The sequence below is a fragment of the Paenibacillus tundrae genome, assembly GCF_030812775.1.
GTDB lineage: Bacteria > Bacillota > Bacilli > Paenibacillales > Paenibacillaceae > Paenibacillus > Paenibacillus tundrae_A.
Genome location: NZ_JAUSTI010000030.1, coordinates 1 through 25,332, shown reverse-complemented (window position 1 = coordinate 25,332; position 25,332 = coordinate 1). Strand labels below are relative to the sequence as shown.

Sequence of the window (25,332 nt, the reverse complement as noted above, 5' to 3'; positions counted from 1 at the left end):
AATTCGAGAGGAGTCGGTAACCACATGTCAGAGCGCATAGTGAAGCCCGAATTCAAACCAGCAGAGGATGGAACACTCTTATCCGTTACACCAGAGTCGGCCGGCTGGGAATACGTAGGATTTCAGGTGGTACAACTGGAGGAGAATCAGACATGGGTGCGTGAGAGCGAGGATCAGGAGCTGTGTATCGTTCTTCTTAGCGGACTTGCGAATGTGAGTACACAGAAGAACACGTGGGAGAATATTGGACGTAGAATGAGTGTTTTTGAGAAAATCCCTCCGTATTCTGTGTATGTTCCGAGTTCAGATCAAGTACAGGTTACTGCACTTACCAAGCTTGAAATTGCTATTTGTGCAGCGCCTGGTAAAGGAAGTTACCCAGCACGTCTGATTACACCTGAGGATGTTGGCGTTGAGACACGAGGGTACGGTAATCTGGAGCGGCAGATCCATAACATTTTGCCAGAGCAGAAGGAAGCCGACAGTTTGCTTGTAGTAGAAGTGTTTACACCGGATGGACACTGGTCAAGTTATCCTCCACACAAACATGATCGGGATGCACTACCAGATGAGTCATTGCTGGAGGAGACATATTATTTCCGTGTAGAGCCCCAGCAAGGCTTCGCTATTCAACGGATCTATACTGATGATCGTTCTGTGGATGAAACGCTCGCCGTCAACAATGGCGAAGTGGTGCTTGTCCCGTGCGGATACCATCCGGTAGGTGCTCCTCCAGGGTACGAGGTGTATTATCTGAATGTGATGGCTGGACCAACGCGGACATGGAAATTCCATAACGATCCTGACCATGATTGGCTGATGAACAAAAGATAGACTCCTTCAGAGTCCTTAACATGCTGGACTTGTCTTATGCACGGGAAGAACCTACAGTTGGTTGCTTATGCGGACATCCCCCTGCATAATAAGAAGAAACGATTACCTATGTATAATGAACTTTATATGTAGTACAAATGGGGATATAACATTGAAAGCAACCATTTATGATATAGCACGTGAAGCGGGTGTATCGATAGCAACGGTGTCGCAGGTCATTAACGGCAAAGGGAAAATTAGTGAAAAGCGCCGCGCCGAGATCATGGAGATTATGGAACGTCTGCACTATCAACCAAGTGCCATTGCTGCCGCACTTACTGGCAAACAGACGTATACCTTGGGGCTGCTCGTTCCCGATATTTCGAATCCGTATTTTGCCGAGCTGGCTCGGGCGGTGGAGGATCGGAGTCGCAAGCTCGGATATAGCGTCGTGATCTGCAGTACAGATAACAAGGACGAGCGGGTAGAGCGCTATCTGAATTTGTTACAGCAAAAAAGAGTCGATGGCATGATGATCGGAACGGGGATCGATAATGCAGATATATTGGCACCACTGCTGCAACAATCGATTCCTGTTGCACTGATCGCAAGGCAGATGCCAACGCTATCTGTGCACACAGTCGCTATTGATGACCGTTTAGGCGGTGCGCTGGCAGCGCAACACCTACTGGAACTAGGACATACCCATCTTGCTGTATTATCTGAGCCGTTCAAGGTGAGCAGTAGTCAAGAACGCATCCGAGGTTTCCGCGAGCAGCTGCAGCAAGCAGGTCACACGCTTGCACCGGAACGAATTAGAGCTTCTTCTGCTGACTTGCACGCGGCCAAACAGGAAGTGCTTCAACTCCTTAGCGATATCGAGCGTCCAACAGGTCTATTCTGCTGTAATGACATACAGGCGATCGGTGCGCTACAGGCAGCGAAGGAACTAGGTCTACGTGTGCCAGAAGATGTGTCGATCATTGGTTTTGATAATACGATTCTGGCGTCAGTGACGAGCCCGCCGCTCACAACGATTGCTCAGCCTATTGAAGAGCTTGGTCGTCATGCAGTGGATATTCTCATTGAAGAGTTGAAGGATCACAACAAGCAGCCACAGCAGAAAGTGTTGAAGCCTGAATTGGTGATACGGGAGTCGACAGGACCTAGGGTTGAACGCTAACAGGAGCAGCTCGCATATCGTTATGCCGCTGCTCCTGATCTCAATCAGAACAATACTGGAGCACAAAATAAATAAGCCGTATGATTCCCTAGTGGGAGACGCGGCTTATTTATCATTCTAAGCGTTTCATTCGTGTCTATCGTTCAGTGAGCAGTGGGCGAAGCAGATTTGAGAAATTGCTTATTCAAGGACAAACAACTTCGTTTATCACTACTGAAATACTTCGAAGAAGGTACGCATTGTCCTAATTTGAACGTTTCCGTTTAAATTTTGAACTTTTTCACTTCCTGGAATAATGTGTTGGCATGCTGCGAGAGTTCATTAGCACGCTTCGATATATTGGTCGTGTAATTCACCTGTTCTTGTGTTGAGGAGGCAACTTCCTCAGTGGAAGCTGCACTTTCCTCCGACATGGCTGCTACGCTGGAGATGATCTCAGCAATCTTGCCTGCATTGCCATCCAGTTCTGTCGTGGCAGAGGATACGAGTCCTAACTGGCTGTCGATACCATCAATGGATTGCTTAATCCGTGTGAATGACTCCCGCATCTCATGCACGGCAGCGACTTGCTGATCAATGCCACCTTCAGCAGAGACCACCTCATGTACGCTTTGGCGACTGGCCGCCTGAATTTCATCCAGCAATACGATGATATCCTGGGCAGAACTTGAAGATTGTTCAGCGAGCTTCCGGACTTCTTCGGCTACGACGGCGAACCCACGTCCATGTTCACCTGCTCTAGCTGCTTCAATTGAAGCGTTCAAGGCAAGCAGATTGGTCTGTGAGGCAATGCCACGAATCATATCGACAATGCCTTCGATCTTCTGAGACTTGTCTGCCAGCAGTGTGATGGACTCTCCCACACGGTCAATAGACTTGCGATTATCGCCTGCAAGCTCGACCTGATGGTCAACGGCCTGAATCCCTACTTGCATAGCTTCACTCGCTTCACGCATCATGTTGACGGATTGCTCTACACTGCGGTGAATACCGCTAACGTTATCACTCATCTCCGACAGACGACTGGAGCCATCGTAGACAGATTCGGCTTGCTGGCTAGACCCTTGAGCTAGTTCATCTGTGGCAATGGAGATTTGCTCTGCTATGCGCTTCGTATTGTTCGTATGGTCTTGCATCTCACCAGAAATACGCTGTACCTGATCCGCGGAAGAGGTCACCTGTTGAAGCAGCGTACTCAGCTGATCTGACATCTGATTAAATGCCGTGCCCAGCTCGGCAAATTCATCTCTGCCCTTGATGTTCACTCGGCTGGTAAAATCACCACTCGACATTTGCTGGGATGTACCATGAAGGCTTCTCAGAGGCTTAATGAAGAGTGTGGCAATCCAATACGATGCAGCCATCACAACAAGCAGTGTAATTCCGATAATCAGAATATAATTATTACGTAAGGAGTAATACTCGGCATAAGCGAGCTTTTCGGAAATTACTGCACCAATCACCCAGCCTGTACTCGGAATCTGCTGATAGAACAATGAATAGTTCTCATCGTTGTAACGGAAAAGCTTCTGTCCTGAAGGGTTGGCTTGCATATCAGCCAATAACGGCTGGAGTTCTGGATCGTCCGCAGCAGATGTATTCACGAGCTTCTCATCAGGGTGAGCTAGGAGCTGTCCTTTTTTATCAATTAAGAAGGTGTATCCTAGTCCATCTAGGTTGATCTTACTCACCGTGTCGGTAAGGGTGGAGAGAAGCAGATCGGCTGCCGCAATCCCTTGTAATTGCCCTTCCTTATTCTGGACAGGCATGGCGATGGACACGGCATATTGATTAGTCACCATATCTAGGTAAGGATCGGAGAATGTTAATTGGTTAGCCTGCTTGGCTTCCATGTACCATGGTCGTTTTCGGGGATCGTAATCAGGATCAGGCACCCAGCCGGAGCCATTAAGAAACTCGCCAGTTTGTTCTGCACCAAAATAGAGATCCGAGAGGCTTTCTTTATTGCTACCAAGCTTCATAATATGAAAATAATCTGCATTGAGCTGCCCCTCGGGTACACCCTCCTGAATGATGAACGACAGTGTTTCAACCACTTTAGCGTTACTGCTAATCCATCCATTCAAATCGTTGGCTGATGAGGTGATTAGTCCATTTAATTTAGTGTCCACATGTAACGTTGCTTGCTTCTTGGTTTGAATCAAGCCCAGAGCTGCAAGCGGAACTGCTGTGATTAATACGGCGGCGAGAAACATCATCATTAATTTTGGTTTGAGCTTCATTCCCATTCCCCCCAAGCATCCGGTTCTATTTCTTGTGTTTGAATGAAACTTTAAGACTTATAACTTAGATAATATATCGTCAAAATGAAGCAGATATTTAGTATGGAGAAATATTAAATTTTAAATTTTTTAACTTCGTTAAATAACGTGTTGGCATGATTCGTTAATTCTCTAGAGCGTTCTGAAATGGTTGTAATGTAATTGAACTGTTCTTGAGTCGAAGAAGCGACTTCCTCTGTGGAAGCAGCACTCTGTTCAGACATCGCGGCAACACTGGAGATTACCTCGGCAATTTTCCCCGCATTGCTGTCGAGTTCAGAGGTCGCTGTGGAAACCTGTCTCACCTGATGGTCAATGCCATCGACCGATTGTTTAATTCGTGCAAATACATTCCGCATGTCATGAACGGAAGCAACTTGTTGCTGGGTGACATGTTCGGCAGACGTTACTTCATCGACGCTTTGACTGCTCGCAGCCTGAATTTCACTTAGCAGCACAATAATTGAATCAACAGACTGGGAAGATTGCTCCGCTAGTTTGCGTACCTCACCCGCAACTACAGCAAACCCACGTCCATGTTCTCCCGCTCGAGCAGCTTCAATGGAGGCATTCAGAGCGAGCAAGTTCGTCTGAGCCGAAATATCACGGATCATGCTGGCGATATCTTCAATTTTGCGAGATTTATCTGCCAATAAGTGAATGGATTCTCCGACCTGTTGAATAGATTTACGGTTATCTTCTGCGAGATGTACTTGATGGTCTACGGCTTGTAATCCTGCATGCATGGCGTCTGTTGCCTCCTGCATCATAGCTACCGACTGCTCGATACTGCCATTAATGCCGTTAACGGTGTGGCTCATTTCGGTTAGTCGGTTAGAGCCTTCATAGACAGACTCTGCCTGGCTGCTTGATCCTTGAGCGAGCTCGTCTGTAGCGATGGATATCTGTTCAGCAATACGCTGGGTATTCTCGGTATGATTCTCCATATCATGTGAAATGTCCTGAACCCGATCTGCAGACTGCTGTACCTGTTGTAACAACTGGCTGAGCTGATCAGACATTGAATTAAAGGCCACTCCAAGCTCGGCGAATTCATCTTTTCCTTTGGAGGGAACACGACCTGTGAAATCACCTTCAGACATTTGAGCAGACATGAGCTGGAGTCGTTTCAGAGGTTTGATTAAACGAGCGGCAACACCATATGCTCCTGCCAAAACAACGACCAACGTAACCGTAATAATGAGAATATATTGGTTGCGTAATTGATAATATTCAGCATAAGCGAGTTTTTCAGAAATGACTGAACCGACAATCCAACCTGTACTTGGAATCTGTTTGAAGTATAAGAGCAGGTTCTCTCCGTTATATTGGAAAGACTTCTGACCTGCTGGATTAGCTAACATCTCTGATAGTAATGGTCCCAATTCAGCGTTGTCCGCAGCGGAAGTGCTTGCGATCTCAGCTTGTGGATGAGCCAAGATGACGCCATTTTTATCAAGCATAAAGGTGTAGCCTAACCCACCCAGATCAATCTGATTGACCGCATCGGTTAGTTTAGAGAGCAAAATATCAGAAGCTACAACGCCCTGTAGCGCACCATTCTCTGTTTTTACAGGCATGGCGATGGACACCGTGAATTGTTTAGATTTGTTATCGATGTATGGATCGGTAAAGATCAGCTTGTCGGCTGCTACAGCTTCTTGGTACCAGGAACGTTCTCTGGGATCATAATCTGCTGCTTGGACGAAATCAGAACCGTTTATAAACTGACCATCCTCGTTACCGTAATATAAATCCTCTATATTGTTCTGGTTGGTGCCCTGGTACATGATGGACAAATAATCCTCATTCACATCAGAAGCTGGTACAGCTTCTTGGAATACGAGCCCTAGTGTTTCAACTAATTTTTCATTGCCATGTAACCAACCGTCCAACTGAAATGTTGCGGCAGATACCAATCCGTCTAGTTTGTTGTTCACACTTTGCGTGGCTTGTTTGCTTGACTGATACAGACCCAGTGGTGCGAGCGCACCTGCAGTGACAAGGACGGTGATCAAGAAGGCCAACATCAATTTAAGTTTTAATTTCATACGTTACTTCTCCCCCTAGATGTCATAAATGTGTTAGCATGGTTAAAAGCTTATGAAGTATATCGTCATATAAATTTTAAATTTTAGAGATAACATTCCTGAATGCGATTTCAATTGAAAATAATGAATAACTTTCGTATAGAATCAACGTTATTTACATAGATGGAGAAAAGTAGAGCCTTTTTTTAAGAGTTTAAGAGTTTAAGGGTCTAAGAAGTTAGGTGAAAAAGGGGAGTGAGTATCATTAAAAAGTGGGGATACATCTTATCTGCGTGTTTTGTTGCGCTCTTAATTCTGCTTAATCCCTCGCGAGAACAAGAATTAGAAGACCACACACCTCCCACTCCTGAGGTTGAGATTGTAATGGATTCTCTTAGTGATGCAGCCTTCCATTGGGAAATGACAAGCTTGTCCCCTGAACAATTCCATTCTAGATATCTGGAACTTACAGGAGAGGATTTTTCTCAGCTTAAGGGGCAACCTGCTTCTTACTTCTCCAATATCTACCATGCTGAATATACTGCACGTGTCGATCTAGGAGCTGGTGTCGATGTGCAAACCGGGTTTCTTGCAGAGATTGAAGAAGTTCGAGATGGATCTGAGATACAGAGGGAGTTTCGACAGGTGTATGAAAATACTAGTTATTTGACTCCGGAGGATGCCGATTCGACTAAACTTGTACAGAATTATGTGATGGTGACTAAGCATGATCAATCCCATGTACAGGTCAATTTTAGTGCTTCTGCCGATTGGTTGAGCAGTGAAGATCAGCATGATCATGAATTAGGCGTGTTATCAGATGAGGAGCTTCGGCAACAGCTTTGGTATCCCATGAATTCTGCAGAAGGATCTGAAAAGGGATTTCGCAGATATTTCAGTGGATCAGGTTGGGTAAAGCTCTAGCCATCCATGTTAAAGGATTTTATCGAATTTTAATGGGAGGGGTGCTTCGCTATCATATGAAAAATAGAACGATGTATATTCTAGCTATAGTTACGGTTGTTGTAGTTGCCGCTATTGCGTTTCCGTTATATGTGAAGAGTCAGCATACTACGTTTCGTGCAGAGGTAACCGATCATATAACCATGCTTGATAAGATTGAGACATTGCAGATACGTAAGATTACCAGAATCTCGTCCGCTGAGGAAGAAGAAGTTCGACTTGAAGATCCGAAGCAGATCCAGAATGTATTGAAGCTATTCAGAGATATTGAACTCAAGAAAGTAAAAGAGGCGCGCCCTCTCAATGATCTGCCTTACTACGAAATACGTATTGTGATAAATAAGGAGGGCCGATTTACAGAACATTTCGGGGTTTGGGTCTATAGTGAAAATACAATATCTACTTATAATGGTGCTGCAACAAGGGATGCCTTTGGGGATTTTGAAATTACCAATGAATTCAACTTTAATGAACTTGAACGTATTTTTAATAAGTTAAAGGAGGATGCTGCATGACTGATATTGTCGTTCGACCCATTGATGAGCGAGATGTTCCATTTTTATGGGAAATGTTATATGCATCCTTGCACACTAAAGAGGGTGAAGAGCCTTTTGAACGGGATATCATAAATCAGCCTGAACTATCAAAATATGTAGAGGGATGGGGAAGAGAAGGCGACTTTGGATTTGTGGCTGTGGCTACCCACGAGGGGCAGGACAGAAGACTAGGCTCTATCACACTAAGGTTCTTCGATGAACAAAATGCAGGATTCGGCTACGTCAATGCGGAGACACCAGAAATGGGAATGGCAATCATTGAAGAAGCACGCGGACAAGGTGTGGGTACACGCTTAATTCAAGCTGCATTGGAGGAAGCGAAGCAAAGAGGAATTGCGACCGTATCACTTAGTGTTGATCCAGATAACGAAGCGATTCGATTGTATCGTCGATTCGGATTTGTCAAAGTAGGCATGTGTGACACATCGGTCACGATGGTGTGCACTATACATTAAGAGAGCGTGGATCCCAATTTAGAATTACAAATGAAATAAATATTGGATTTTCACTGGAAGTTCAGGGTGTGCCTATAGGTGAGAAAGAACAGGGGGAATTCTGAACAGAACAGAGCGGAACAGAGCAGAAAAGGCACTTCCATCAGGAAGTGCCTTTTTATATGCAGCTTAGATTGGAATGCTCGTGAAACATAAGTCAAAAGCATCGATTGATTATTTTCGCAAAAAGGCCAATGCTTCATCATACGTTTCCCATTGAAACTCGGTTTGATGATTGGAATCTTTGGAGATTCGATTCAATTGCATTTTGGCTATGGCTCCGCCTACGGCCACACTGGCGCGTTTCATGCCCAATTGCGTAAGCATTTTCTGGTGCTCTACAATTTTTTCTTTGGTATCTTGGGGGAAAGCCTTCATATTACGCATATCGACCAACACATCGAATGAATCCCCTAGTGAATTACTCAGTTGTTGAATTTGTATATTCGCCTCTTCCACTTGTTCTGGCGTTACAATTCCGTCCCAAATAATCTCCAAAATGGGTGTGTCTGAATCTAAAAGTCTAACGGACATTTAGGCAACTCCTCAGTCATAAAATGTATGTAAATGTGAGTCTATTTACCTATTAATTATACCTATTTTTAGCATGAATGAAAACTACAATTAGCTTTTTGTGATACTTATGGACTATTTAGTGGTATGCATGGGTTAGTCTGGGAACATGCAGCTACATGAGAAAAGGTTAAATTAGATACCAAAAAAGCTGCCATATCTATAAACGACATAGGCAGCTTATGGTGATGTAACATCTGGCATTGCGTATCTATCGCTAGTAATAGACTAATAACCTATTTTGAGACTATGACCTTCTGTAGCTATTCCTTCCGAACGAGTGATAGGCAGCTTCTGTTCTGCTGTGAACCCAAGTGTCTCCCCGTCGTGCAACGTGACATCATTCTCAATGACATAAGTTGTAGTCATAAACATCATCTCATACACATCACTTAATGCTTCAGCAGATTGGGTAATCTCCATCTCGTCTTTCCCAAATCTACGTAAACCGTATGTATAAGCTGAGGCACCTTGAGCATCTTGGAATAAACCAATATACACCCACAGCGATACAGGGAGCTCGTCCTCCTTCAGCCAACGACTGATCTCTACGTATTGACTTGCTTCCACAACAAGTGGTGCAAGATATATGGCGAGTGTATGATCCAATTGTAGCAGTGCGCTGGCTGTCTTGGTGAACAGAATATGTCCTTGAATCGCATCGGTTGCATTCAGAACAGACACTATAATTTGCGATTGATGTCGGGAAGTCACTTGTTCCGCTTCTCGCCAAAGTATATTTAGTTTGGCATTCTCCTCGACTTCACGATCAGGCACAGGAGCAGCTATATGAGCACATACCACTTGCATACCGTTCACTTCAAAAAATAAATTGCCTTCTTCCGGTTGCTCATCAATGTCTATGTCCCATTCCTGTTTCATCTTATGGATGAAGACATTCAAATCACATTCCTCACGTTCTAACAGAACGAATCCAACGATGGTTTCATATTGCGGAGTGGACGTTGAAACCTCATCTACCTGCACAGTTTCCTTTTTACGACGTCGAAGTTTATCAAACAATCCCATGAGACGTTCTCCTTTCAACCAATCACAGTAATTGACATAAGCTCTATGTCATTACCTTACCATAACATATGGGGAGAATGTAATAATCCGAGATGTCATGATAACGCATGTGATTAGAGGAACAGGACGAGAAGCAATGCAATAATGGCAGGCAAGCCTTGTTTAATGATAATCGAACGGGAGGAAGTTGCTCCTCCATAAATAGCGGCAATAACCACGCAGACTAAGAAGAAAATTTGGATATGCTGTCCAACAGTTGAGTCTGGATATAACAGTCCCCAGATCAGACCCGCAGCGAGGAATCCGTTATACAGACCTTGATTAGCCGCAAGAGACTTGGTGGACTTAGCAAATTCAGAAGTGGTACCAAATGTTTTCATCGTACGTGGGCTTGTCCACATAAACATCTCCATTACGAGGATATACAAATGTTCAATAGCAACAAGAGCTACAAAAATCGTACTGATCACGAAAAAACACCTTGCTTTCTCATATGTATTGGATTACTTGTATACCAGTATAAAGCTTTCTTTTATAAACGGGAAGTACAAATTTAATTTTGTGCAATTAAATTGTGTATATACATATTATTCTTCATAATAAGTGAGATATGTGGTTCACTATTCGAGGGTAGAATCAATTTTTTGAATGGTTATTTACGTAATCTTCGGGCGTACTACCTATGATCGACTTGAAGTCTTTGATAAAATGCGATTGGTCATGATACCCCAGGTTCTGAGAAAGTTGAATTAGATCATAGTGAGAACCTTGTTCGATAGATTCAGCCGCATTTTGCAGACGGTACAGTTTAATTACTGCTTTGGGACTTATCCCTACATACTTATTAAATAGTCGCTGGAGTTGTCTTGTATGGATATTCCAAAAGGCAGCTAAGTCATCTACCCTCAGCATATCGCGGTTTAGTTCAATCTGCGAAACAATCTCGCCAACGAATTGGGCTTTAGCATCCTCGGCAGGTAGATGTTCGCAGAGAAGCTGGTCCATATAGCTAACTTTTTCCGCATCGGTCTTCATTCCAAGCAGGTAATCTTCCAGTTCGTCTGAAGTAACGTGGAGGATTTGTCCAACATGCAAGGGATTGCCATGCAGTGCAGATATAGGTGTACGGAGATAAGGATAACAACCGCCAGGTTTGAACTTTACGCCAAACACACTGCCTTTTTCCTTAATCATGTAAGTGAACTTGCGCTTAGAAGGACCGTAGAAAAAAGTATTACCGTGTTCTACTATGAGATTCACACAAGGATTAGGAACGATATGCTGCGAATAAGGCTGCTTCCCAGTAAGATCCCAGGACACAATCCAGAAGTGCTTCACCCAGGAACGTAATGCTTCAGAAGGCGCATAACGATTCAACTGATATGTGGCGTCAATCTCATCAAATTTCAGTATACCCATGCTAGCTCTCTTCATATCATTCGCGGATTGCATCATGTGTTCCCCCATTATCATCATATGGATCATTCCTGTTATTCTGGTAAGTGTAGTGTAGCTGATCTTTATACCAAGTACGAAAGTTTGCTGTTGTATCCAAAAAACGACTACAGATGTAATCTGTAGTCGTTAAATATTGTAGTTTTAATGATATGTCATATTCTAGAACAGGAATGGATCTGTCTAATCAAACCTGTCTCAACAACTTATGAATGATCTCAGTTGCTGCTACATTAGTTGGATCTAGCTCAATAGACTTCTGATAATGTTCTATAGCCTGATCACGTTTCCCAGCTACGGCGTACATTTCCCCTAAACTATCATGAAGATTCGATGATTCTGGAAACAGTCGAATGGCGATCTCCAGAATACGCAGTCCTTCACCCGGTCTCCCACTTCGCAGCAGCATATACGCAAAAGCGTTGAATTCACCTTCATAGACCACATAGTTATCTATAGAAGGAAGTGCGACGTCAACATAATATTGATAGGCTTCTTCGACCCCATCCCGCAAGGCGATACCTGCCAAGGCATGGGCAAGGGATTGTGGAATGGTCACTCTCTCATTCACACCGAGCAAGATATCGAGCAATGTCTCACTTACGATGTTTAAACCGATATAATCGGCATTCATCAAGATCGTCAATGCAATACCCTCGTGGGGAAGAAGCACCAAGAGACTACGAAAACCCGTGTCCCTTCCCATATGAGCAGCCGTCCGATACCCTTTATACTCACCTGTAAACCAGCCAAGTCCCATGGTGTTCAACCAGTTGCCATAGCCGGTGAATGTCTCAGAACCCCACATGGCATAGTAGTTCTCTTCATGAAGTAGAGGAGAGGTATGATCTGCATGTAGACCTTGTAGCTGCTTAACTGCATAGGCACATAGATCTGTGGCACTCGCATATAAGGTGGAACTTGGTGCATGGGCTCGATGGTAAGGAAAGGTGAGGCTAACCTCGGGTCCATAACCTTCGAATAATCCCAGAATATGCGGATCAGCGAGAAGGTCTGCGGGCACCTCTTGTTTGAGAAATGAGCTATGCATCATAGAGCAGGGTAACAGGATATGGCTCTTCATGTAGGATTCAAAGTCCATACCGCTAACCTTGGCAATAATATCTCCCAAAATCTCATAGCCAATATTGCTATAAAAGAATGCTTCCCCTGGCTTACTACGCAGAGTACAATTGCCAATGCTCTTCACATAGCGTTCGAGGCTCCCTTCATCATACTCAGGGCGATCCCATCCAAAATCCTCTTCATCAGGTAAGCCTGATGTATGATTCAGCAGATGTCTCACGGTGATTAGCTGGTAGAGCTCATCTTCCAGGTTAAAGTAGGGTAAATATTCCGTTACATGCCCGTCTAGCTGCAGCAATCCTTGTTCCGCAAGCTGCATAATCGCTGTGGCGACCAACGTTTTGGATACAGAGGCAGTGTGAAAGAGCGTGTGCTCTGTAACTGGCAATCCACTTTCCATATTCATGGTGCCAAAGCCATGAGTATAGATGGTTTGGTTACGATAGACGATGCCTACCGCCAATCCTGGAACAGGCTCGTCTTTCCAAAATGCGGACAATGCATTGTGCACTTGATCTATTTTTCGCTGAATATCGCTCATGAGATCCTCCAATAGGTTATATGAAATTTTCAAAAAGCAAACCTGATTGAGTTAGCATGAGTTATACCAACGGGTTCACGTCCTTTATATTCATCTGCATCCCAATATACCATAGAAGAATATGGATAACGATACTTTTTTAGCAAAAGATAAACGTATGATTAAATTGACTTGGTAAACCACTTCTTAAAGGTAAACTAACCTATAGTCTTGTCGTGTTTTTACAATACACCTTTAGGGTATAACGATAGGATAGTCATGTAAGTAACTCGCTTGTACATCAATTACATAAGGGGAGTGGATTGTGTGGAGCTGAAGTATGAGTTTTATATCAATGCTGGACTAGAAGAGGTGTGGAGTGCCCTAATCTCTCCAGATGGTACACGTAGCAGCTTCTTTGGCAGTGAACTTCGTTCAAACTTTCAGCCAGGGCAGCCCTTTGCCTATGTTGGGCCGGGGAACGATGGGCAAGAGACTGTTCATGTGTATGGACAGATTTTGGAGTTCGAACCCTTGTCTACATTGAGTTATCTCGAACATCCCGGACCATCCTATCATGCGAATCATGAGGAGCTACAATCCAGAGTGTCCTTCCAACTAGAGACTGTCGGGGAATGCACGAAGCTGACATTAATTAATGATCAGTTCACAGAGAATCATCCGTCATTTGCGAATGCACAGCAGAGCTGGTGGATGATCTTGAGCAGCATTAAGAGCTGGGTAGAGACAGGAAAGACTCTTCAGTTTGGTTGGTAATGGATAGAACATTGGGAATGGATGCCAGTCATACGTATAGTCAAAAAAAATAAAACCCATTAAGCGCCGATGTGGCGCTTATTTTTATTGTATTTACGAAAAAGGAGGTGTAATCTGAACTCATGTCAAAGCATGTCGAATTATAGGTGTAAAACTGTAGAGGAGAATGATTCGGCGTCGTTGCAGGGGAAGTACGTAAGCTGGCAGATCATAGCTCTGATGCAACCGTTAATATTGAAGACAGCATGCATGCAATGAAGACACTTATTGATCAGATTCTGGAGCATATTGGTAACATGTCTACCCTGACACAGAACCAGGCTGCCCTTACACAACAAGTGAATGCCTCCATGGATGAGATCAACACGATGTCCCAGGACTTAGTGAATTTCTCACGCAACTTGTAAGACGAACGAACAGGTTGTGTCCTCCGCTCCGTGTGGAGGAAATCTTTACAAAAACAGCCGTTTCTCTGTAATAGAGAAACGGCTGTTTAGCATCAATATTGATGGTCTTTATATAAAGGGACTTATAGACTTTTATACTTGTTGAACTTTGATCAGGTTAGTGTTACCGGACTGACCGATCGGAACACCAGCGGACAATACAATGATGTCGCCTTTTTCAATGTAACCTGTTTTGATTGCATTACGTGTAGCGGATTCGAACATTTCGTCCGTTGTAGTAACCTTATCTCCCATAACTGGTACAACACCGGAGAGCAAGCAAATTTTTGCAAGCACTTCTTCATGCTGAGTAACCGCAATGATTGGAGCTTTCGGACGATATTTGGAGATCATACGCGCTGTGAAGCCACTTTCAGTTGAAGTGATGATCGCTTTGGCATTGAGTACGAGTGAAGAACTTACAGCTCCTTGACTAATAACCTCAGTAATATCAGCGACTTGCTGTGCGGATTTTTGAGCAAATTGTTCTTTGTAATCAATCATCGTTTCTGCACGACGTGCAACTGCTGCCATCGTACGAACCGATTGCACTGGATATTTACCTGCAGCGGATTCACCAGACAACATGACAACGTCAGCACCTTGAAGTACAGCATTAGCTACGTCACTTACTTCTGAACGAGTTGGACGTGGGTTCACTTGCATAGACTCCAGCATGTGAGTTGCAACGATAACCGGTTTACCTGCACGATTACATTTATCGATCATTTCTTTTTGCATCATTGGTACGTCTTCAATCGGTACTTCTACCCCAAGGTCACCACGAGCAACCATGATACCGTCAGAAGCTTCAATGATATCGTCTAAGTTAGTCATACCTTCTTGGTTCTCGATTTTGGAGATGATCTGTACGTGATCTGCACCGCGCTCTTTCAAGATGCTGCGAATCTCACGGATGTCATCGCCTTTACGTACAAATGAAGCTGCAATGATCTCGATGTTGTTCTCGATACCGAAACCAATGTGCATCACGTCACGCTCAGTAACACCTGGAAGTGTCGTTTTGATTCCTGGCAAGTTAACACCTTTACGTGGCTTCAGGATGCCACCGCTGATAATTTTACAATGAATATCAGAACCTTCTACAGACAATACAGTCAGGTCAACCAGACCATCATCAATCAGGATGCGATCGCCCGGCTTCACAACCAGATTCAATTCTGGGTAGTTTACGGAGATACGCTCTGCGTCACCGAGAATCTCTTCTGTCGTAAGGATGAGCTCTTTGCCTGCTTGAAGGTGGCAAGATGCTTCTTTCAGTTTACCAATCCGTACTTCTGGTCCTTTGATATCCATCATAACTGGTACGTATGTGTTCAACTCAGCAGCTGCTTGACGAATGTTGTTGATTCGTCCAACGTGATCTTCCAGCTCGCCGTGAGCCATATTCAAACGTGCAACCGTCATACCTTCCTGGATCATTACCTTTAATAATTCGATTGAGTCACAAGCAGGTCCCATAGTACAAATAATTTTTGTTTTCAACATGCTATTTCCTCCTCATATTTTGCTAATATGTGTATTGTAGCGTTTTCTGTCGAATCAGGGTATGAACTATAGTACAATGATTGGAGTATAGTCCAATAATGAGGTGTATTATGGTCACTCCGTTAGAAGTACGACACATTAACGGTGTCGGATGGTTCGAAGAAGCTGTGCAAATACAGGAAACTTGGCGCCTTAGCTTGGTTACTTATGGAAAATGTGTATATTGGGTGAACGGCGAAAAACAGATCATGGAGAAAGGGGAGCTACTGATTATTCCCGGTGGTGTCGCTTATTATGGTAAAAGCATCCCTACCGTTACACATACCCAAATTGTCGTTCAATTAACAGGAGAAGCACCGGAGTCATTGTCAGCTTTAGACCGAGCAGAGGTCTTGCGGCATAAGCCCGGATGTTATGAACTGATCCATGAACGTATGAAGGCTATTCATCAGCAGTGGCAGGAGCGCCCTTCTTATTATGTCATGATGAGCCAAGCCTTATTGATGGAAGTGCTGATTTATGTGAACCGTGAGCTGGATCGAGGAGTTATTCCACCGGAGCGTCATATGCAGGCAGAGCGTATGAAACGATATATTGAGCGTCATTATAGGGAGAAAGTAACGAAAGAGGAGCTGGGTGATGAGATTGGTAAGACCCCGAACTATGCAGCAGCGTTGTTCAAAAGTATGACAAACCAGACCATCAGCCAATATGTCCATGATCAACGGATGAAAAGAGCCGTATATCTGCTTACCGAGTCACAGCTCTCAATTCAAGAAGTTGCCGAATTCCTCGGATATCGCGACTTGTCTTATTTTTATCGAATCTTCAAACGCATCATTGGAAGCCCACCGTCTGATTTCCTACATGAGCGGCCACCTGTAATATGAAAACTGTAGTACTGAGTTATGGAATCCTTAGTCTGAAGGGTTAACCATGCTTACTTTCTTCTATTGAAAAGACATGAAGGCTAAAGTCTGGGATTATAAGTTCATAGAATCCATGGAGTGAATGAGCGATAAAAAAAAGAGAGCCGGTGGCTCTCTTTTTAGGTTACTAGTTAGTGAATTGCACCAACCTGTATTTTATTCATTCCTTAATCTAGGCATTGCTGCTGGTGTTGGCTGCACCCAGCGTTTGCTTTTCTTTTTGGTGAGCCGAGCTACGACGAAGAAGTACCGCGTGAACTGTCCAGTAAGCCGCTTCAGCAAACAGGATTCCACCAGCAACATCAAGCAGGGAATGTTGTTTGACAAAGACAGTGGAAGCGATGATCAACCATAACCAAACAGATAACGAGATTCGTAGCACTGGTTTGAAGTTCAAGTGACGGTTGATCATAATAAACAACATATAGCTTGTGAGACAATGAATACTTGGGAAGCAGTTAAATGGTGCATCATTTGTATAAATGAATTGAACCAGCCAGCTACTCAAGTCGGTTCCACCTACAACGGGGCGTGGCACATGCGTCGGAAATACCGCAAAACAAATGTTGGCGGCGATTACCCCTACATTATACGTAAGTAACGTACGCCAAAATAATGATTTATTGGTCAGCCCCAGATAGATAAATCCAAGATACAGAATGGGCATCCAACTGATATATGGATAAATAAATTCTTTAATAAAAGGAATCTGGGTATCAATCCAAGCATAGTTGTAGAAGACGTCACTACCCGTGTTGCTACCTAGAAAAACATAAATGGAGCCTTGCAAAGGTATACACAGTATAGCCAGTAGATGTCCCCAGCGTAGAAATAGTGCTTTCATAAGTTCCCCCTGATCTTTGATGTGCATCCTGCACGGTTCTTTGAATTCTCTATATATAAGACGATATTCCAAGATGGTTACCCTGCAGCAATGAAGGAATGAAATTTTCCATAGTACTATAATGTACAGAACCAGATATAAGCCATACCTGATTTTAGGGGAAAACCCCGTGAAGAAAGTCTCTTTTTTGTTACTTTTATAGTTTTATCCAAAAAAGGATACTGTAATATATTGCATAGTATAGTACAACTGTAGTGTCATCCTAATTTTGGTGAGGCGACAAAAGAAAATGAAAAGAGGCTGGTACTACCTTATGGCAAACGCTCAAATTAGAAAAGAATCGTTCTCGAAGAGGAGGCCTATTCTAGCCGTAGTCATCATTGAACTGTTACTCTTGTTCGCCGTGTTTGCAGCAGGTGCAGTAGCAACGATCAAGCAACTTGACTACACGTCTCCTGTACTTCTATCGTTCACACCGATTGCAATTGTACTCATCATCTATTTAACTTTGCGGCGTAAGTGGGGTGAGATCGGATTTCGGTCTTTGCGAACCATTCCAGCGGAGCAGACGAAGTATTATATTCCGCTAATACTTGTATTGGGTACAATCGCTTTGAAGGGATTTGGAGAACTCACGCTGTCGAAGGTGATCTTTTTTATCTTTTTCACCCTACTTGTCGCTTTTGTTGAAGAAACGATTTATCGAGGACTGATATTTAACATCCTTCTAAGAAAGAGTGCAGCTACTGCTGTCCTAACCTCCAGTATCCTTTTTTCGATCACACATATTATGAATGCTTTATCCGGCCAGAATATGGCTGATATTGCTTTGCAACTTGTTTATGCTCTTCTAATTGGGGCTGTGCTGGCACTGTTAATGTTGAAGAATGGAAATATCATACCCTTAGTTCTGTTTCACTTTGTACATAATTTGATTCAGTTTCTAGGAGACGATCTACAGGATACGAGCACACTTCCTTATGATATCTTTGTAATAGTTGTTCTTGTGGGCTACTGCATTTGGTTAACATATAGTGTGCGAACACAACGACATAGCATAGACTCAAGTAATACTTCACAACCGATGAATCGATAAAGGAATTTCTGATATGGTAGCTCTGTTTGTCGTCAATCCTATGGAACGTGTTATACTTAACCAGACGGTAAACAGGCTGCGTGTTGAAACGCAAGTTAAGCCGTACAATGTGCGATTGTAGGTGTATTATGGAGAAAACTGCACAGGATGTAGCAGAATGGATGGTACAAGAGATAAAGTTCACGGGCACGCTTCGTCAAGAAGCTGCTATAGCATATGTGAAGTCCAATTTCGGAGAAGAATTTGTGTTTGTGAATGAGAGCGGGAATGCATCCTTACAAAAAGAAGTGAAAAAGGCGTTCCGTAAGCTACACGGTGGACGGATTGCTTGGGATCGAGATAGCTTTACGTGGGCATGGACATAACATTTATCGTGCAGGACAGAGCCATACAGAAATATTGAAACCGCAGCTACTCGTTTTTTTATAAAAAGGGTATAATTTGGATGTCTTTTGCATATCCTTTGGTAAGACCGTGCAGAGCAGTGGGGCTGAAAAACCCTGTTGTACTGCGCGGAATAACATGTATATCCAAAGCTGTTTGAAAAGAAAATACAAAGATTTGCTTTTTGGCAGAATCAGAGTTATAATAAGAACATGTTGTAGAGAAGTGGAAAACCTAATTCACATATTGTAAAGGGCGATCACTTATAGGTTATGACTGGTACCTTTTTCAATGTGTGAATTTTTATTTGCTTGCTGCAAAGAACAAAGGAACATGTTAATCTTTATTTGGAGGTGTAATTCACATGCAAAACGGAACAGTAAAATGGTTCAACGCTGATAAAGGCTTCGGTTTCATCGAAGTTGAAGGCGGAGAAGATGTATTCGTACACTTCAGCGCTATTACAGGCGAAGGCTTCAAAACGCTGGACGAAGGTCAACGCGTGCAATTTAAAATTGTACAAGGAAACCGTGGTCCTCAAGCAGAAGAAGTTGTAAAACTGTAATTAAAGCATAGCTGCCTTTAACATGTTATAATGGTAAAGGCAGCTTCTTTTTTTTGAGTATATAATGAAAGTTGGCCCAATAGTTGTCGAGGCAGGAGTCTGGTGGAGTACAAACTTCCGCTAAGATAGGCTTCTGTGAAATAACGTCGGTTAGATGTTTTTCCATAACAAAGGGGGTAGAAGTCATGTATAATCGCAAAAAACCGTTGGAAGAGATTCCACAAGCGGATGCGGCAATCTGGGAATGTACGAGCGATACGTGCAAAGGATGGATGCGGGACAATTTTGCGTTTGATAGCGTGCCTACTTGTCCGATATGTGCTTCTGAGATGGTTAGCACGACTAGGATGCTGCCATTGCTTGAGAATTCGAATAGTAACCTGAAAACGATGTCTAAAGGAAATCGGATTTAATATAGCTTACCCGCCTCTTACGAGGTGTTTTTTTTTAAAGTAAAAATACACCCGTGGTTAAAGGCATGGGTACTAAATATGAAGTTCCTGGCATTCGTTTTGGCGAATGCCTTTTTTGTTGCTGTTATAAATAGTGTATTACATATCTATATTAGCATAGTACAGATTGTGATCTATTCGATGGAGTGCATTGAGCGTCCATCGTGGCTGATCTATAGATGGGGTATATGTAAGTGATGAAAGAAAAATGAGCTTTCCGCGTTATGCGGGAAGCTCATTTGCTTTATGAACAGATACCCAATATGAGTGAATGATTGAAGTGCTGAAGATTAGATGAAGAGAAAAGGCAGTAACAGGAGTGTTGAGACGAGTGCGATGTCAAATCCTGTACCGAACCCGCGGCCGTATCCACGTCCATATCCGCGACCATAACCATACGGTCCATAAGCTGAGGATTGAACCGTTTTGGCTGTGTTCTTTTTGCCTTTTTTATGCTGCCTGTTCTGAACAGAAGAGAGACGTGGACCCTCGTAACAACCATCCAAATATATTTTGCCGTCACGACATCTTCCAAGTGTGCCATACATATGCTTGCCGTCTTTCATAATAAGACAAACCGGGCGTCCAACGTGCGGAGACACCGTATCTTCACATACCGGATGAATTCTATACATGCATATCCCCCTCGTAGTTGCGGTTGCCGCCTGAAATCAACGGTTTCTATATCATAGTAAAAGGTAGGAGATTTGGTATGGACGAGTACCCGGAAAAAGCATAGGGAGGTGCCGTTTTTAGTTTTGTTCCATACACTAAAGATGTGTAGGAAGGAGCTGGAGTCATGGACTATCATGATTTACTGGCAGGATTGGGAGAAGGGAGTGCACATCCAGGCGGTTTCGAAGCAACGGTGCAATTGCTGGAGTCCATATCTCTGCCATCACGCAGTCAGATACTTGAAGTAGGTTGCGGTACGGGAAGAACGGCATGCCACTTAGCGCATCATGGTTATCGTGTGACTGCAGTAGATCTCCACCGCGGCATGTTGGAGAAAGCTGTGCGACGCGCTAGGCGTGAGCGGTTGGATATTCGTTTCATTCAGGCGGATGCAACGGCTTTACCTTTTCCAGATGATCGGTTCGATGTGGTGTTTGTGGAATCTGTCACGATATTTACCCGCTGGCGTGCTGCGCTGTCTGAATATAAGCGTGTATTGAAGCCCGGTGGTCTGTTAATTGATCGAGAGATGATATTATCCGGGCGGAAGACGGAGATCATGAGTCGCAAGTTGAAACAGTTCTATGGAATCAGGACACTGGCAAGTATAAACAGATGGAAAAGGCGTCTGAGACAAAGTGGGTTTACAGCGATCACAGTATACGAACATTCACGTTCGATGGGAAGATGGGGTGTGGATCATGATCCTTATCGAGAGATGGATATGACCTTGCTTGAGGATGAGCAAGTGCAGCGAATGAGTGGAATGAATGATCGTTTACTCGCTAAGTATGGTAAACAATTGGGATATGCTGTGATTAAGGCGAAGGTACCATTAGGGAATGAGTAAAATTATAGTCATGGTTAAGTATTTACTTGAGCTAGCTTGTGAGGTGTGTCTGCTGTATTAAGAGGGTAGTCCGTATGTTACGGGCTACCCTCTAGTTGTAATACCGATATTACTTTATTATTGCATCTCTAAGATCGCAGGTTATAACATGTCGTTATCAATAATTCGCCAGTGATGCTTAAGTAAAGACTCCAAATGAAGCTTATCCTTGGCTCGGAAAGCGCTGAGTATTTGCCGGTGTTCCTCGTTAACTTCGTGGAGGACACTAGACAGCTTCGATTTATTATCGCTCGCATAGGATTGACGAATGAAGCTATTTTTCAGTGTGTTTAATATTTCAATTACAGTAGCATTACCGCATCGCTGAATGTATAGGTTGTGGAATTGGTATTGATCCTTGTTGTAGGCTGCCAGATCCAACTGGTCAATTGCTTCGTCCATTCGAGCAATAAGAGTTTCCATCTCCAGCAAGTCCGAAGCTTTCAGAAGATCTACAGCCAGCGTTGCAGCAAGTGCTTCGAGAACCCCAATGGCTTGAGAGAACTCTAACTTTTTGCCTGCATCAAAAGGAGTGACGATAAAACCTCTGCGAGGGATATATTGCAGCAGGTTGTCTGAAGCAAGTTGAAACAGAGCCTCTCGTGTAGGCGTACGACTGATGTCGAGTTTTTTGCAGATTTCTGCCTCGTTGATTTTTTGATTAGGGAGCAGTGTGCCGTCTTGAATTTTCTGTGCTATATAATCGTAAACGTGATCTTTCAAGGACCGGTATTTAGGTACTTCCATACCGAATCCTCCCTTCTATATAGTGATGATTAGATGTGTGTGGGGGTGACCCCGGAATCGTGCACCGCTCAAGTGTTTCAAGTTTTTATCATCTTAACACCGAGGTGGGAGTTGGGCAAGCAAACGTAAGCGCTAACTTGCATAATGATGATACTGAGTTGTCTACATATTAAAATAAAGAGAAGGGATGTATAAATCCGTTTCATGTCTTGAATTCATGCGTATTGTTTGATACTATTACTTACAATAAAGACCATATATTGTATGTTGTATATTGTATACAAAATTACGTTGTAAATTTTTCTTCAGGAAAATCATATATTAAAGTAGGATCTGTCGAGTAAAGACTATGGTGGAATAAGTGATAACAAGTCTTGAGTAGTTAGGACGAAGCATACACTAATGTTGTATTTTGTATACAATATAATGTTAAAGGAGTGCTGAGATCTATGCCGGATTCTAAACAGTTAATGGAATGGTCAGAGCGTTATGCGGCTCCCAATTATCACCCTCTTCCAATTGTGATTGAACGTGCGGAGGGGGTCTGGGTTGAGGATCCGGAAGGTCGGCGATACATGGATATGTTGAGTGCATACTCAGCTATGAATCATGGGCACAGGCATCCTACCATTATACAGGCACTGAAAGATCAAGCGGATCAAGTCACATTAACATCACGTGCGTTTCATAGCACGGCTGCCTCTCTTTTTTATCAAAAACTCGCACAGTTCACAGGTAAATCGAAGATTTTGGCGATGAATACCGGTGCCGAAGCTGTAGAGACTGCCGTTAAGGCGGCTCGCAGGTGGGCTTATCGCAGCAAAGGAGTGCCGGAAAACCAGGCAGAGATCATTGTGTGTGCTGGTAACTTCCATGGCAGAACGTTAACCGTGACTTCATTCTCATCTTCCGCAGAATATAAAAAAGATTTTGGTCCTTTCACACCGGGATTTCGCATTATTCCGTATGGAGATCTTGAGGCATTGAAACAGGCCATTACGCCGAATACGGCAGCATTTCTAGTAGAGCCCATTCAAGGGGAGGCGGGAATTGTTATCCCGCCAAAAGGTTATCTTGCAGACGCATTCTCTTGGTGCAAGCAGAAACATGTGCTAACTATAGCCGATGAGATCCAGACTGGATTCGGACGAACAGGGCGTCGTTTTGCCTCTGACTGGGAGGGAGCAGAACCTGATCTATGGATTATGGGTAAAGCCTTAGGTGGCGGAGTGATGCCTATTTCTGCTGTTGCAGCTGATGCAAGCATATTGGGTCTATTCGAGCCGGGATCACACGGTTCTACATTTGGAGGTAATCCACTAGCATGCGCGGTTGCGATTGCGGCCTTGGAGGTATTAGAGGATGAGAAGCTTGCTGAGCAATCAGAGCGTTCAGGTCATTATTTTATGAAGGAGCTTCAGAGCATACGTAGTTCGGTCATTAAAGAGATTCGAGGTCGGGGATTGTTTATTGGTGTTGAATTACATGTACCGGCACGTTCTTTCTGTGAGCGATTAATGGCGGAAGGTCTGCTGTGCAAAGAGACGCATGAGACCACTATACGCTTTGCGCCACCGTTAACGATTACGAAGGATGAAATGGATTGGGCGTTAGAGAAGATTCGTAAGGTGCTAAGCGAATAGTTCTATACCGTATTGGATGACTTACTTCATATAAATTACTGAGGGAGATGACTTGCATGGGAAAAGACGAGCACGCATCTGTAAGTAAACCGTATGCTTATAGTGAGTTACCTCTGGAATCTGAGGAAGGTCGCCAGGTTGCCATTATTAAAGTTCCTTTTGGATTAGCTGGAGCGCGAGGTGGGGCAGAGCTAGGCCCGGATGAACTGATTACTGCAGGACTGAGAAGAGAAATTGCACGACTAGGTCTAACTGTCCAACGAGAGGTAAAGGTTGATTGCGCGAATATGCCTACCTCCTCTACTGAACAATCCCGAGGAAAATATCTATCAGAAGTACGCCAGGTGAGCGAAAGCGTGTGTCGTGAAGTTTCGAATGCGGTTACTGGAGGTGCATTCCCTCTAGTGCTTGGTGGTGATCATAGTATCGCTATTGGTACTTTGGCTGGCTTAAGTGCGAACTACTCTAAGTTGGGAGTAATCTGGTTCGACGCACATGCTGATCTTAACACTGAAGAGCACAGCTTATCCGGTAATGTGCATGGCATGGGTTTAGCAGTAGCGATGGGGCATTCATCGTTTAACTTTTCTCAGATTCCTGGTGCTGGTTCATTCATTGATCCTTCGAAGGTGGTTTACATTGGTTTACGTGACTTGGATGACTATGAGAAGCTTCAGATTAGAACGCTTGGCATCAAAAGCTATACAATGCATGATATCGACCGATTAGGTATAGAGCAGGTTATTAAACAGGCGCTGTCTATAGTAGGTGAAGGTACAGACGGGATCCACATCAGCTTTGATATGGATTGCCTTGATCCCCGTGAAGCGCCAGGGGTAGGGACGCCAGTTCCGGGCGGGTTGAACTATCGTGAAGCGCATTTTGCATTGGAGCTGCTGGCGTCGACGAATCGAATCACATCTATGGAGTTGGTAGAGGTCAATCCTTTATTTGATCAGAACAGACATACTGCAAGACTTGGGGTCGAGTTGATCGCTTCTCTGCTTGGCAAACGAATTCTATAGTGGGTATGTTGTGAATGGAGTTAATCTCTTTAGTCATTAGTGTATATGAATGATCTATATGTATTGATGTTCTTACTATAGAAGAAAGTGATCTGAAGATAGCCAGTGCGGTTACCCTTTCATTAAGAAGAGGGAGAGCGTTCTGGCTATTATTCTGGTTGTGCGTATGAACGGGTGTAACGGATGGAAGACGGATGCAGATGGTGTAAATGGTTATTAGAAAAAGTAGATGAGTCATTGTTGTTATAAGGATAATACGGAATTTAAAACTTTTTAAAAAAAAGCTTGCGTTCTAAATCTGTACATGGTATATTCTAATTCCGGCCAAGAAAACACGAGAAACACGGTGCGGCAAGCAAACAACAT

25 protein-coding genes and 1 pseudogene are annotated in these 25,332 nt (G+C 43.6%); 15 read left to right on the top strand and 11 right to left on the bottom strand.

The features are described from left to right. The first annotated feature begins 24 nt into the window (after positions 1-24). On the top strand, positions 25-834 hold the full coding sequence (gene iolB / locus J2T19_RS27615) for a 5-deoxy-glucuronate isomerase (protein ID WP_307221628.1): 810 nt from the start codon (positions 25-27) through the stop codon (positions 832-834). Positions 835-985: 151 nt separating this feature from the next. After that, a complete protein-coding gene (locus tag J2T19_RS27610) occupies positions 986-1,996 on the top strand; it encodes a LacI family DNA-binding transcriptional regulator (protein ID WP_307221627.1) in 1,011 nt (336 codons plus the stop codon). Positions 1,997-2,259: 263 nt separating this feature from the next. Here J2T19_RS27610 and J2T19_RS27605 read toward each other — a convergent pair whose 3' ends face one another. Further along, positions 2,260-4,239, bottom strand: a complete 1,980-nt coding sequence (locus J2T19_RS27605) for a methyl-accepting chemotaxis protein (protein WP_307221624.1) — start codon at positions 4,237-4,239, stop codon at positions 2,260-2,262. A gap of 113 nt (positions 4,240-4,352) precedes the next feature. Beyond that, entirely contained in the window at positions 4,353-6,329 is a 1,977-nt protein-coding gene (locus J2T19_RS27600) for a methyl-accepting chemotaxis protein (protein ID WP_307221623.1), read from the bottom strand. 234 nt (positions 6,330-6,563) lie between these two features. On the opposite strand from J2T19_RS27600, the gene J2T19_RS27595 reads away from it, so the two are divergent. From J2T19_RS27595 to J2T19_RS27585, 3 genes are read left to right on the top strand one after another with little or no spacing between them, the layout of a single operon-like run. Beyond that, the gene (locus J2T19_RS27595) at positions 6,564-7,232 is read left to right on the top strand and encodes a hypothetical protein (RefSeq protein WP_307221621.1); all 669 of its coding nucleotides are present in this window, start codon (positions 6,564-6,566) and stop codon (positions 7,230-7,232) included. Beyond that, a complete protein-coding gene (locus J2T19_RS27590; RefSeq protein WP_307221620.1) occupies positions 7,217-7,786 on the top strand; it encodes a hypothetical protein in 570 nt (189 codons plus the stop codon). The genes J2T19_RS27595 and J2T19_RS27590 overlap by 16 nt, the downstream gene beginning before the upstream one ends. Beyond that, positions 7,783-8,283, top strand: coding sequence for a GNAT family N-acetyltransferase (locus J2T19_RS27585; protein WP_307221619.1), 501 nt, complete (start codon positions 7,783-7,785; stop codon positions 8,281-8,283). The genes J2T19_RS27590 and J2T19_RS27585 overlap by 4 nt, the downstream gene beginning before the upstream one ends. 213 nt (positions 8,284-8,496) lie before the next feature. On the opposite strand, the gene J2T19_RS27580 is transcribed toward J2T19_RS27585, so the two are convergent. The 5 genes from J2T19_RS27580 to J2T19_RS27560 all read right to left on the bottom strand — a co-directional run bounded on the left by J2T19_RS27580 (position 8,497) and on the right by J2T19_RS27560 (position 13,006). Further along, complete coding sequence (locus tag J2T19_RS27580) at positions 8,497-8,856, bottom strand: hypothetical protein (protein ID WP_307221617.1); 360 nt, start codon at positions 8,854-8,856, stop codon at positions 8,497-8,499. Between the two features lie 267 nt (positions 8,857-9,123). Then, positions 9,124-9,924, bottom strand: coding sequence for a DUF4261 domain-containing protein (locus J2T19_RS27575; protein ID WP_307221616.1), 801 nt, complete (start codon positions 9,922-9,924; stop codon positions 9,124-9,126). A 113-nt stretch (positions 9,925-10,037) separates the two neighbouring features. Then, the gene (locus J2T19_RS27570; RefSeq protein ID WP_307221614.1) at positions 10,038-10,394 is read right to left on the bottom strand and encodes a DUF1304 domain-containing protein; all 357 of its coding nucleotides are present in this window, start codon (positions 10,392-10,394) and stop codon (positions 10,038-10,040) included. A 166-nt stretch (positions 10,395-10,560) separates the two neighbouring features. Further along, on the bottom strand, positions 10,561-11,358 hold the full coding sequence (locus J2T19_RS27565) for a helix-turn-helix transcriptional regulator (protein ID WP_307221612.1): 798 nt from the start codon (positions 11,356-11,358) through the stop codon (positions 10,561-10,563). Positions 11,359-11,566: 208 nt separating this feature from the next. Further along, positions 11,567-13,006, bottom strand: coding sequence for a serine hydrolase domain-containing protein (locus J2T19_RS27560; RefSeq protein ID WP_307221610.1), 1,440 nt, complete (start codon positions 13,004-13,006; stop codon positions 11,567-11,569). A 306-nt stretch (positions 13,007-13,312) separates the two neighbouring features. Between J2T19_RS27560 and J2T19_RS27555 the strand changes: the two genes are divergently transcribed. Then, positions 13,313-13,762 carry an SRPBCC family protein gene (locus J2T19_RS27555; protein WP_056697120.1) on the top strand — a complete coding sequence of 150 codons (450 nt, stop codon included), beginning with the start codon at positions 13,313-13,315 and terminating at the stop codon, positions 13,760-13,762. Positions 13,763-13,932: 170 nt separating this feature from the next. Next, positions 13,933-14,169: pseudogene (locus tag J2T19_RS27550) on the top strand (methyl-accepting chemotaxis protein); the annotation flags it as partial. Positions 14,170-14,301: 132 nt separating this feature from the next. On the opposite strand, the gene pyk reads toward J2T19_RS27550, so the two are convergent. Then, the gene (gene pyk / locus J2T19_RS27545) at positions 14,302-15,717 is read right to left on the bottom strand and encodes a pyruvate kinase (protein WP_307221607.1); all 1,416 of its coding nucleotides are present in this window, start codon (positions 15,715-15,717) and stop codon (positions 14,302-14,304) included. A 110-nt stretch (positions 15,718-15,827) separates the two neighbouring features. Here pyk and J2T19_RS27540 point away from each other — a divergent pair, with 110 nt between their 5' ends. After that, positions 15,828-16,607, top strand: a complete 780-nt coding sequence (locus J2T19_RS27540; protein WP_145053590.1) for a helix-turn-helix transcriptional regulator — start codon at positions 15,828-15,830, stop codon at positions 16,605-16,607. Between the two features lie 211 nt (positions 16,608-16,818). On the opposite strand, the gene J2T19_RS27535 is transcribed toward J2T19_RS27540, so the two are convergent. Then, positions 16,819-17,490 (bottom strand): phosphatase PAP2 family protein, encoded by a 672-nt coding sequence (locus tag J2T19_RS27535; RefSeq protein ID WP_307221605.1) that lies wholly within the window; start codon positions 17,488-17,490, stop codon positions 16,819-16,821. A 313-nt stretch (positions 17,491-17,803) separates the two neighbouring features. On the opposite strand from J2T19_RS27535, the gene J2T19_RS27530 reads away from it, so the two are divergent. The 4 genes from J2T19_RS27530 to J2T19_RS27515 all read left to right on the top strand — a co-directional run bounded on the left by J2T19_RS27530 (position 17,804) and on the right by J2T19_RS27515 (position 19,948). After that, positions 17,804-18,586, top strand: coding sequence for a CPBP family intramembrane glutamic endopeptidase (locus J2T19_RS27530; protein WP_307221603.1), 783 nt, complete (start codon positions 17,804-17,806; stop codon positions 18,584-18,586). Between the two features lie 128 nt (positions 18,587-18,714). Next, positions 18,715-18,951 carry a DUF6953 family protein gene (locus tag J2T19_RS27525; protein WP_307221601.1) on the top strand — a complete coding sequence of 79 codons (237 nt, stop codon included), beginning with the start codon at positions 18,715-18,717 and terminating at the stop codon, positions 18,949-18,951. 383 nt (positions 18,952-19,334) lie between these two features. Further along, on the top strand, positions 19,335-19,535 hold the full coding sequence (locus J2T19_RS27520; RefSeq protein WP_024633772.1) for a cold-shock protein: 201 nt from the start codon (positions 19,335-19,337) through the stop codon (positions 19,533-19,535). Between the two features lie 185 nt (positions 19,536-19,720). Next, entirely contained in the window at positions 19,721-19,948 is a 228-nt protein-coding gene (locus tag J2T19_RS27515; RefSeq protein WP_056697134.1) for a cold-shock protein, read from the top strand. Positions 19,949-20,277: 329 nt separating this feature from the next. Here J2T19_RS27515 and J2T19_RS27510 read toward each other — a convergent pair whose 3' ends face one another. Then, the gene (locus tag J2T19_RS27510; RefSeq protein ID WP_307221595.1) at positions 20,278-20,622 is read right to left on the bottom strand and encodes a hypothetical protein; all 345 of its coding nucleotides are present in this window, start codon (positions 20,620-20,622) and stop codon (positions 20,278-20,280) included. 164 nt (positions 20,623-20,786) lie between these two features. On the opposite strand from J2T19_RS27510, the gene J2T19_RS27505 reads away from it, so the two are divergent. After that, on the top strand, positions 20,787-21,512 hold the full coding sequence (locus J2T19_RS27505) for a class I SAM-dependent methyltransferase (protein WP_307221593.1): 726 nt from the start codon (positions 20,787-20,789) through the stop codon (positions 21,510-21,512). A gap of 141 nt (positions 21,513-21,653) precedes the next feature. Here the strand turns inward: J2T19_RS27505 and J2T19_RS27500 are convergent, their stop codons facing one another. Then, on the bottom strand, positions 21,654-22,298 hold the full coding sequence (locus tag J2T19_RS27500; protein ID WP_307221591.1) for a GntR family transcriptional regulator: 645 nt from the start codon (positions 22,296-22,298) through the stop codon (positions 21,654-21,656). 449 nt (positions 22,299-22,747) lie between these two features. Between J2T19_RS27500 and J2T19_RS27495 the strand changes: the two genes are divergently transcribed. Continuing rightward, entirely contained in the window at positions 22,748-23,941 is a 1,194-nt protein-coding gene (locus J2T19_RS27495; RefSeq protein WP_307221589.1) for an ornithine--oxo-acid transaminase, read from the top strand. A gap of 56 nt (positions 23,942-23,997) precedes the next feature. Beyond that, on the top strand, positions 23,998-24,966 hold the full coding sequence (gene rocF / locus J2T19_RS27490) for an arginase (RefSeq protein ID WP_307221587.1): 969 nt from the start codon (positions 23,998-24,000) through the stop codon (positions 24,964-24,966). Positions 24,967-25,332 lie beyond the last annotated feature (366 nt).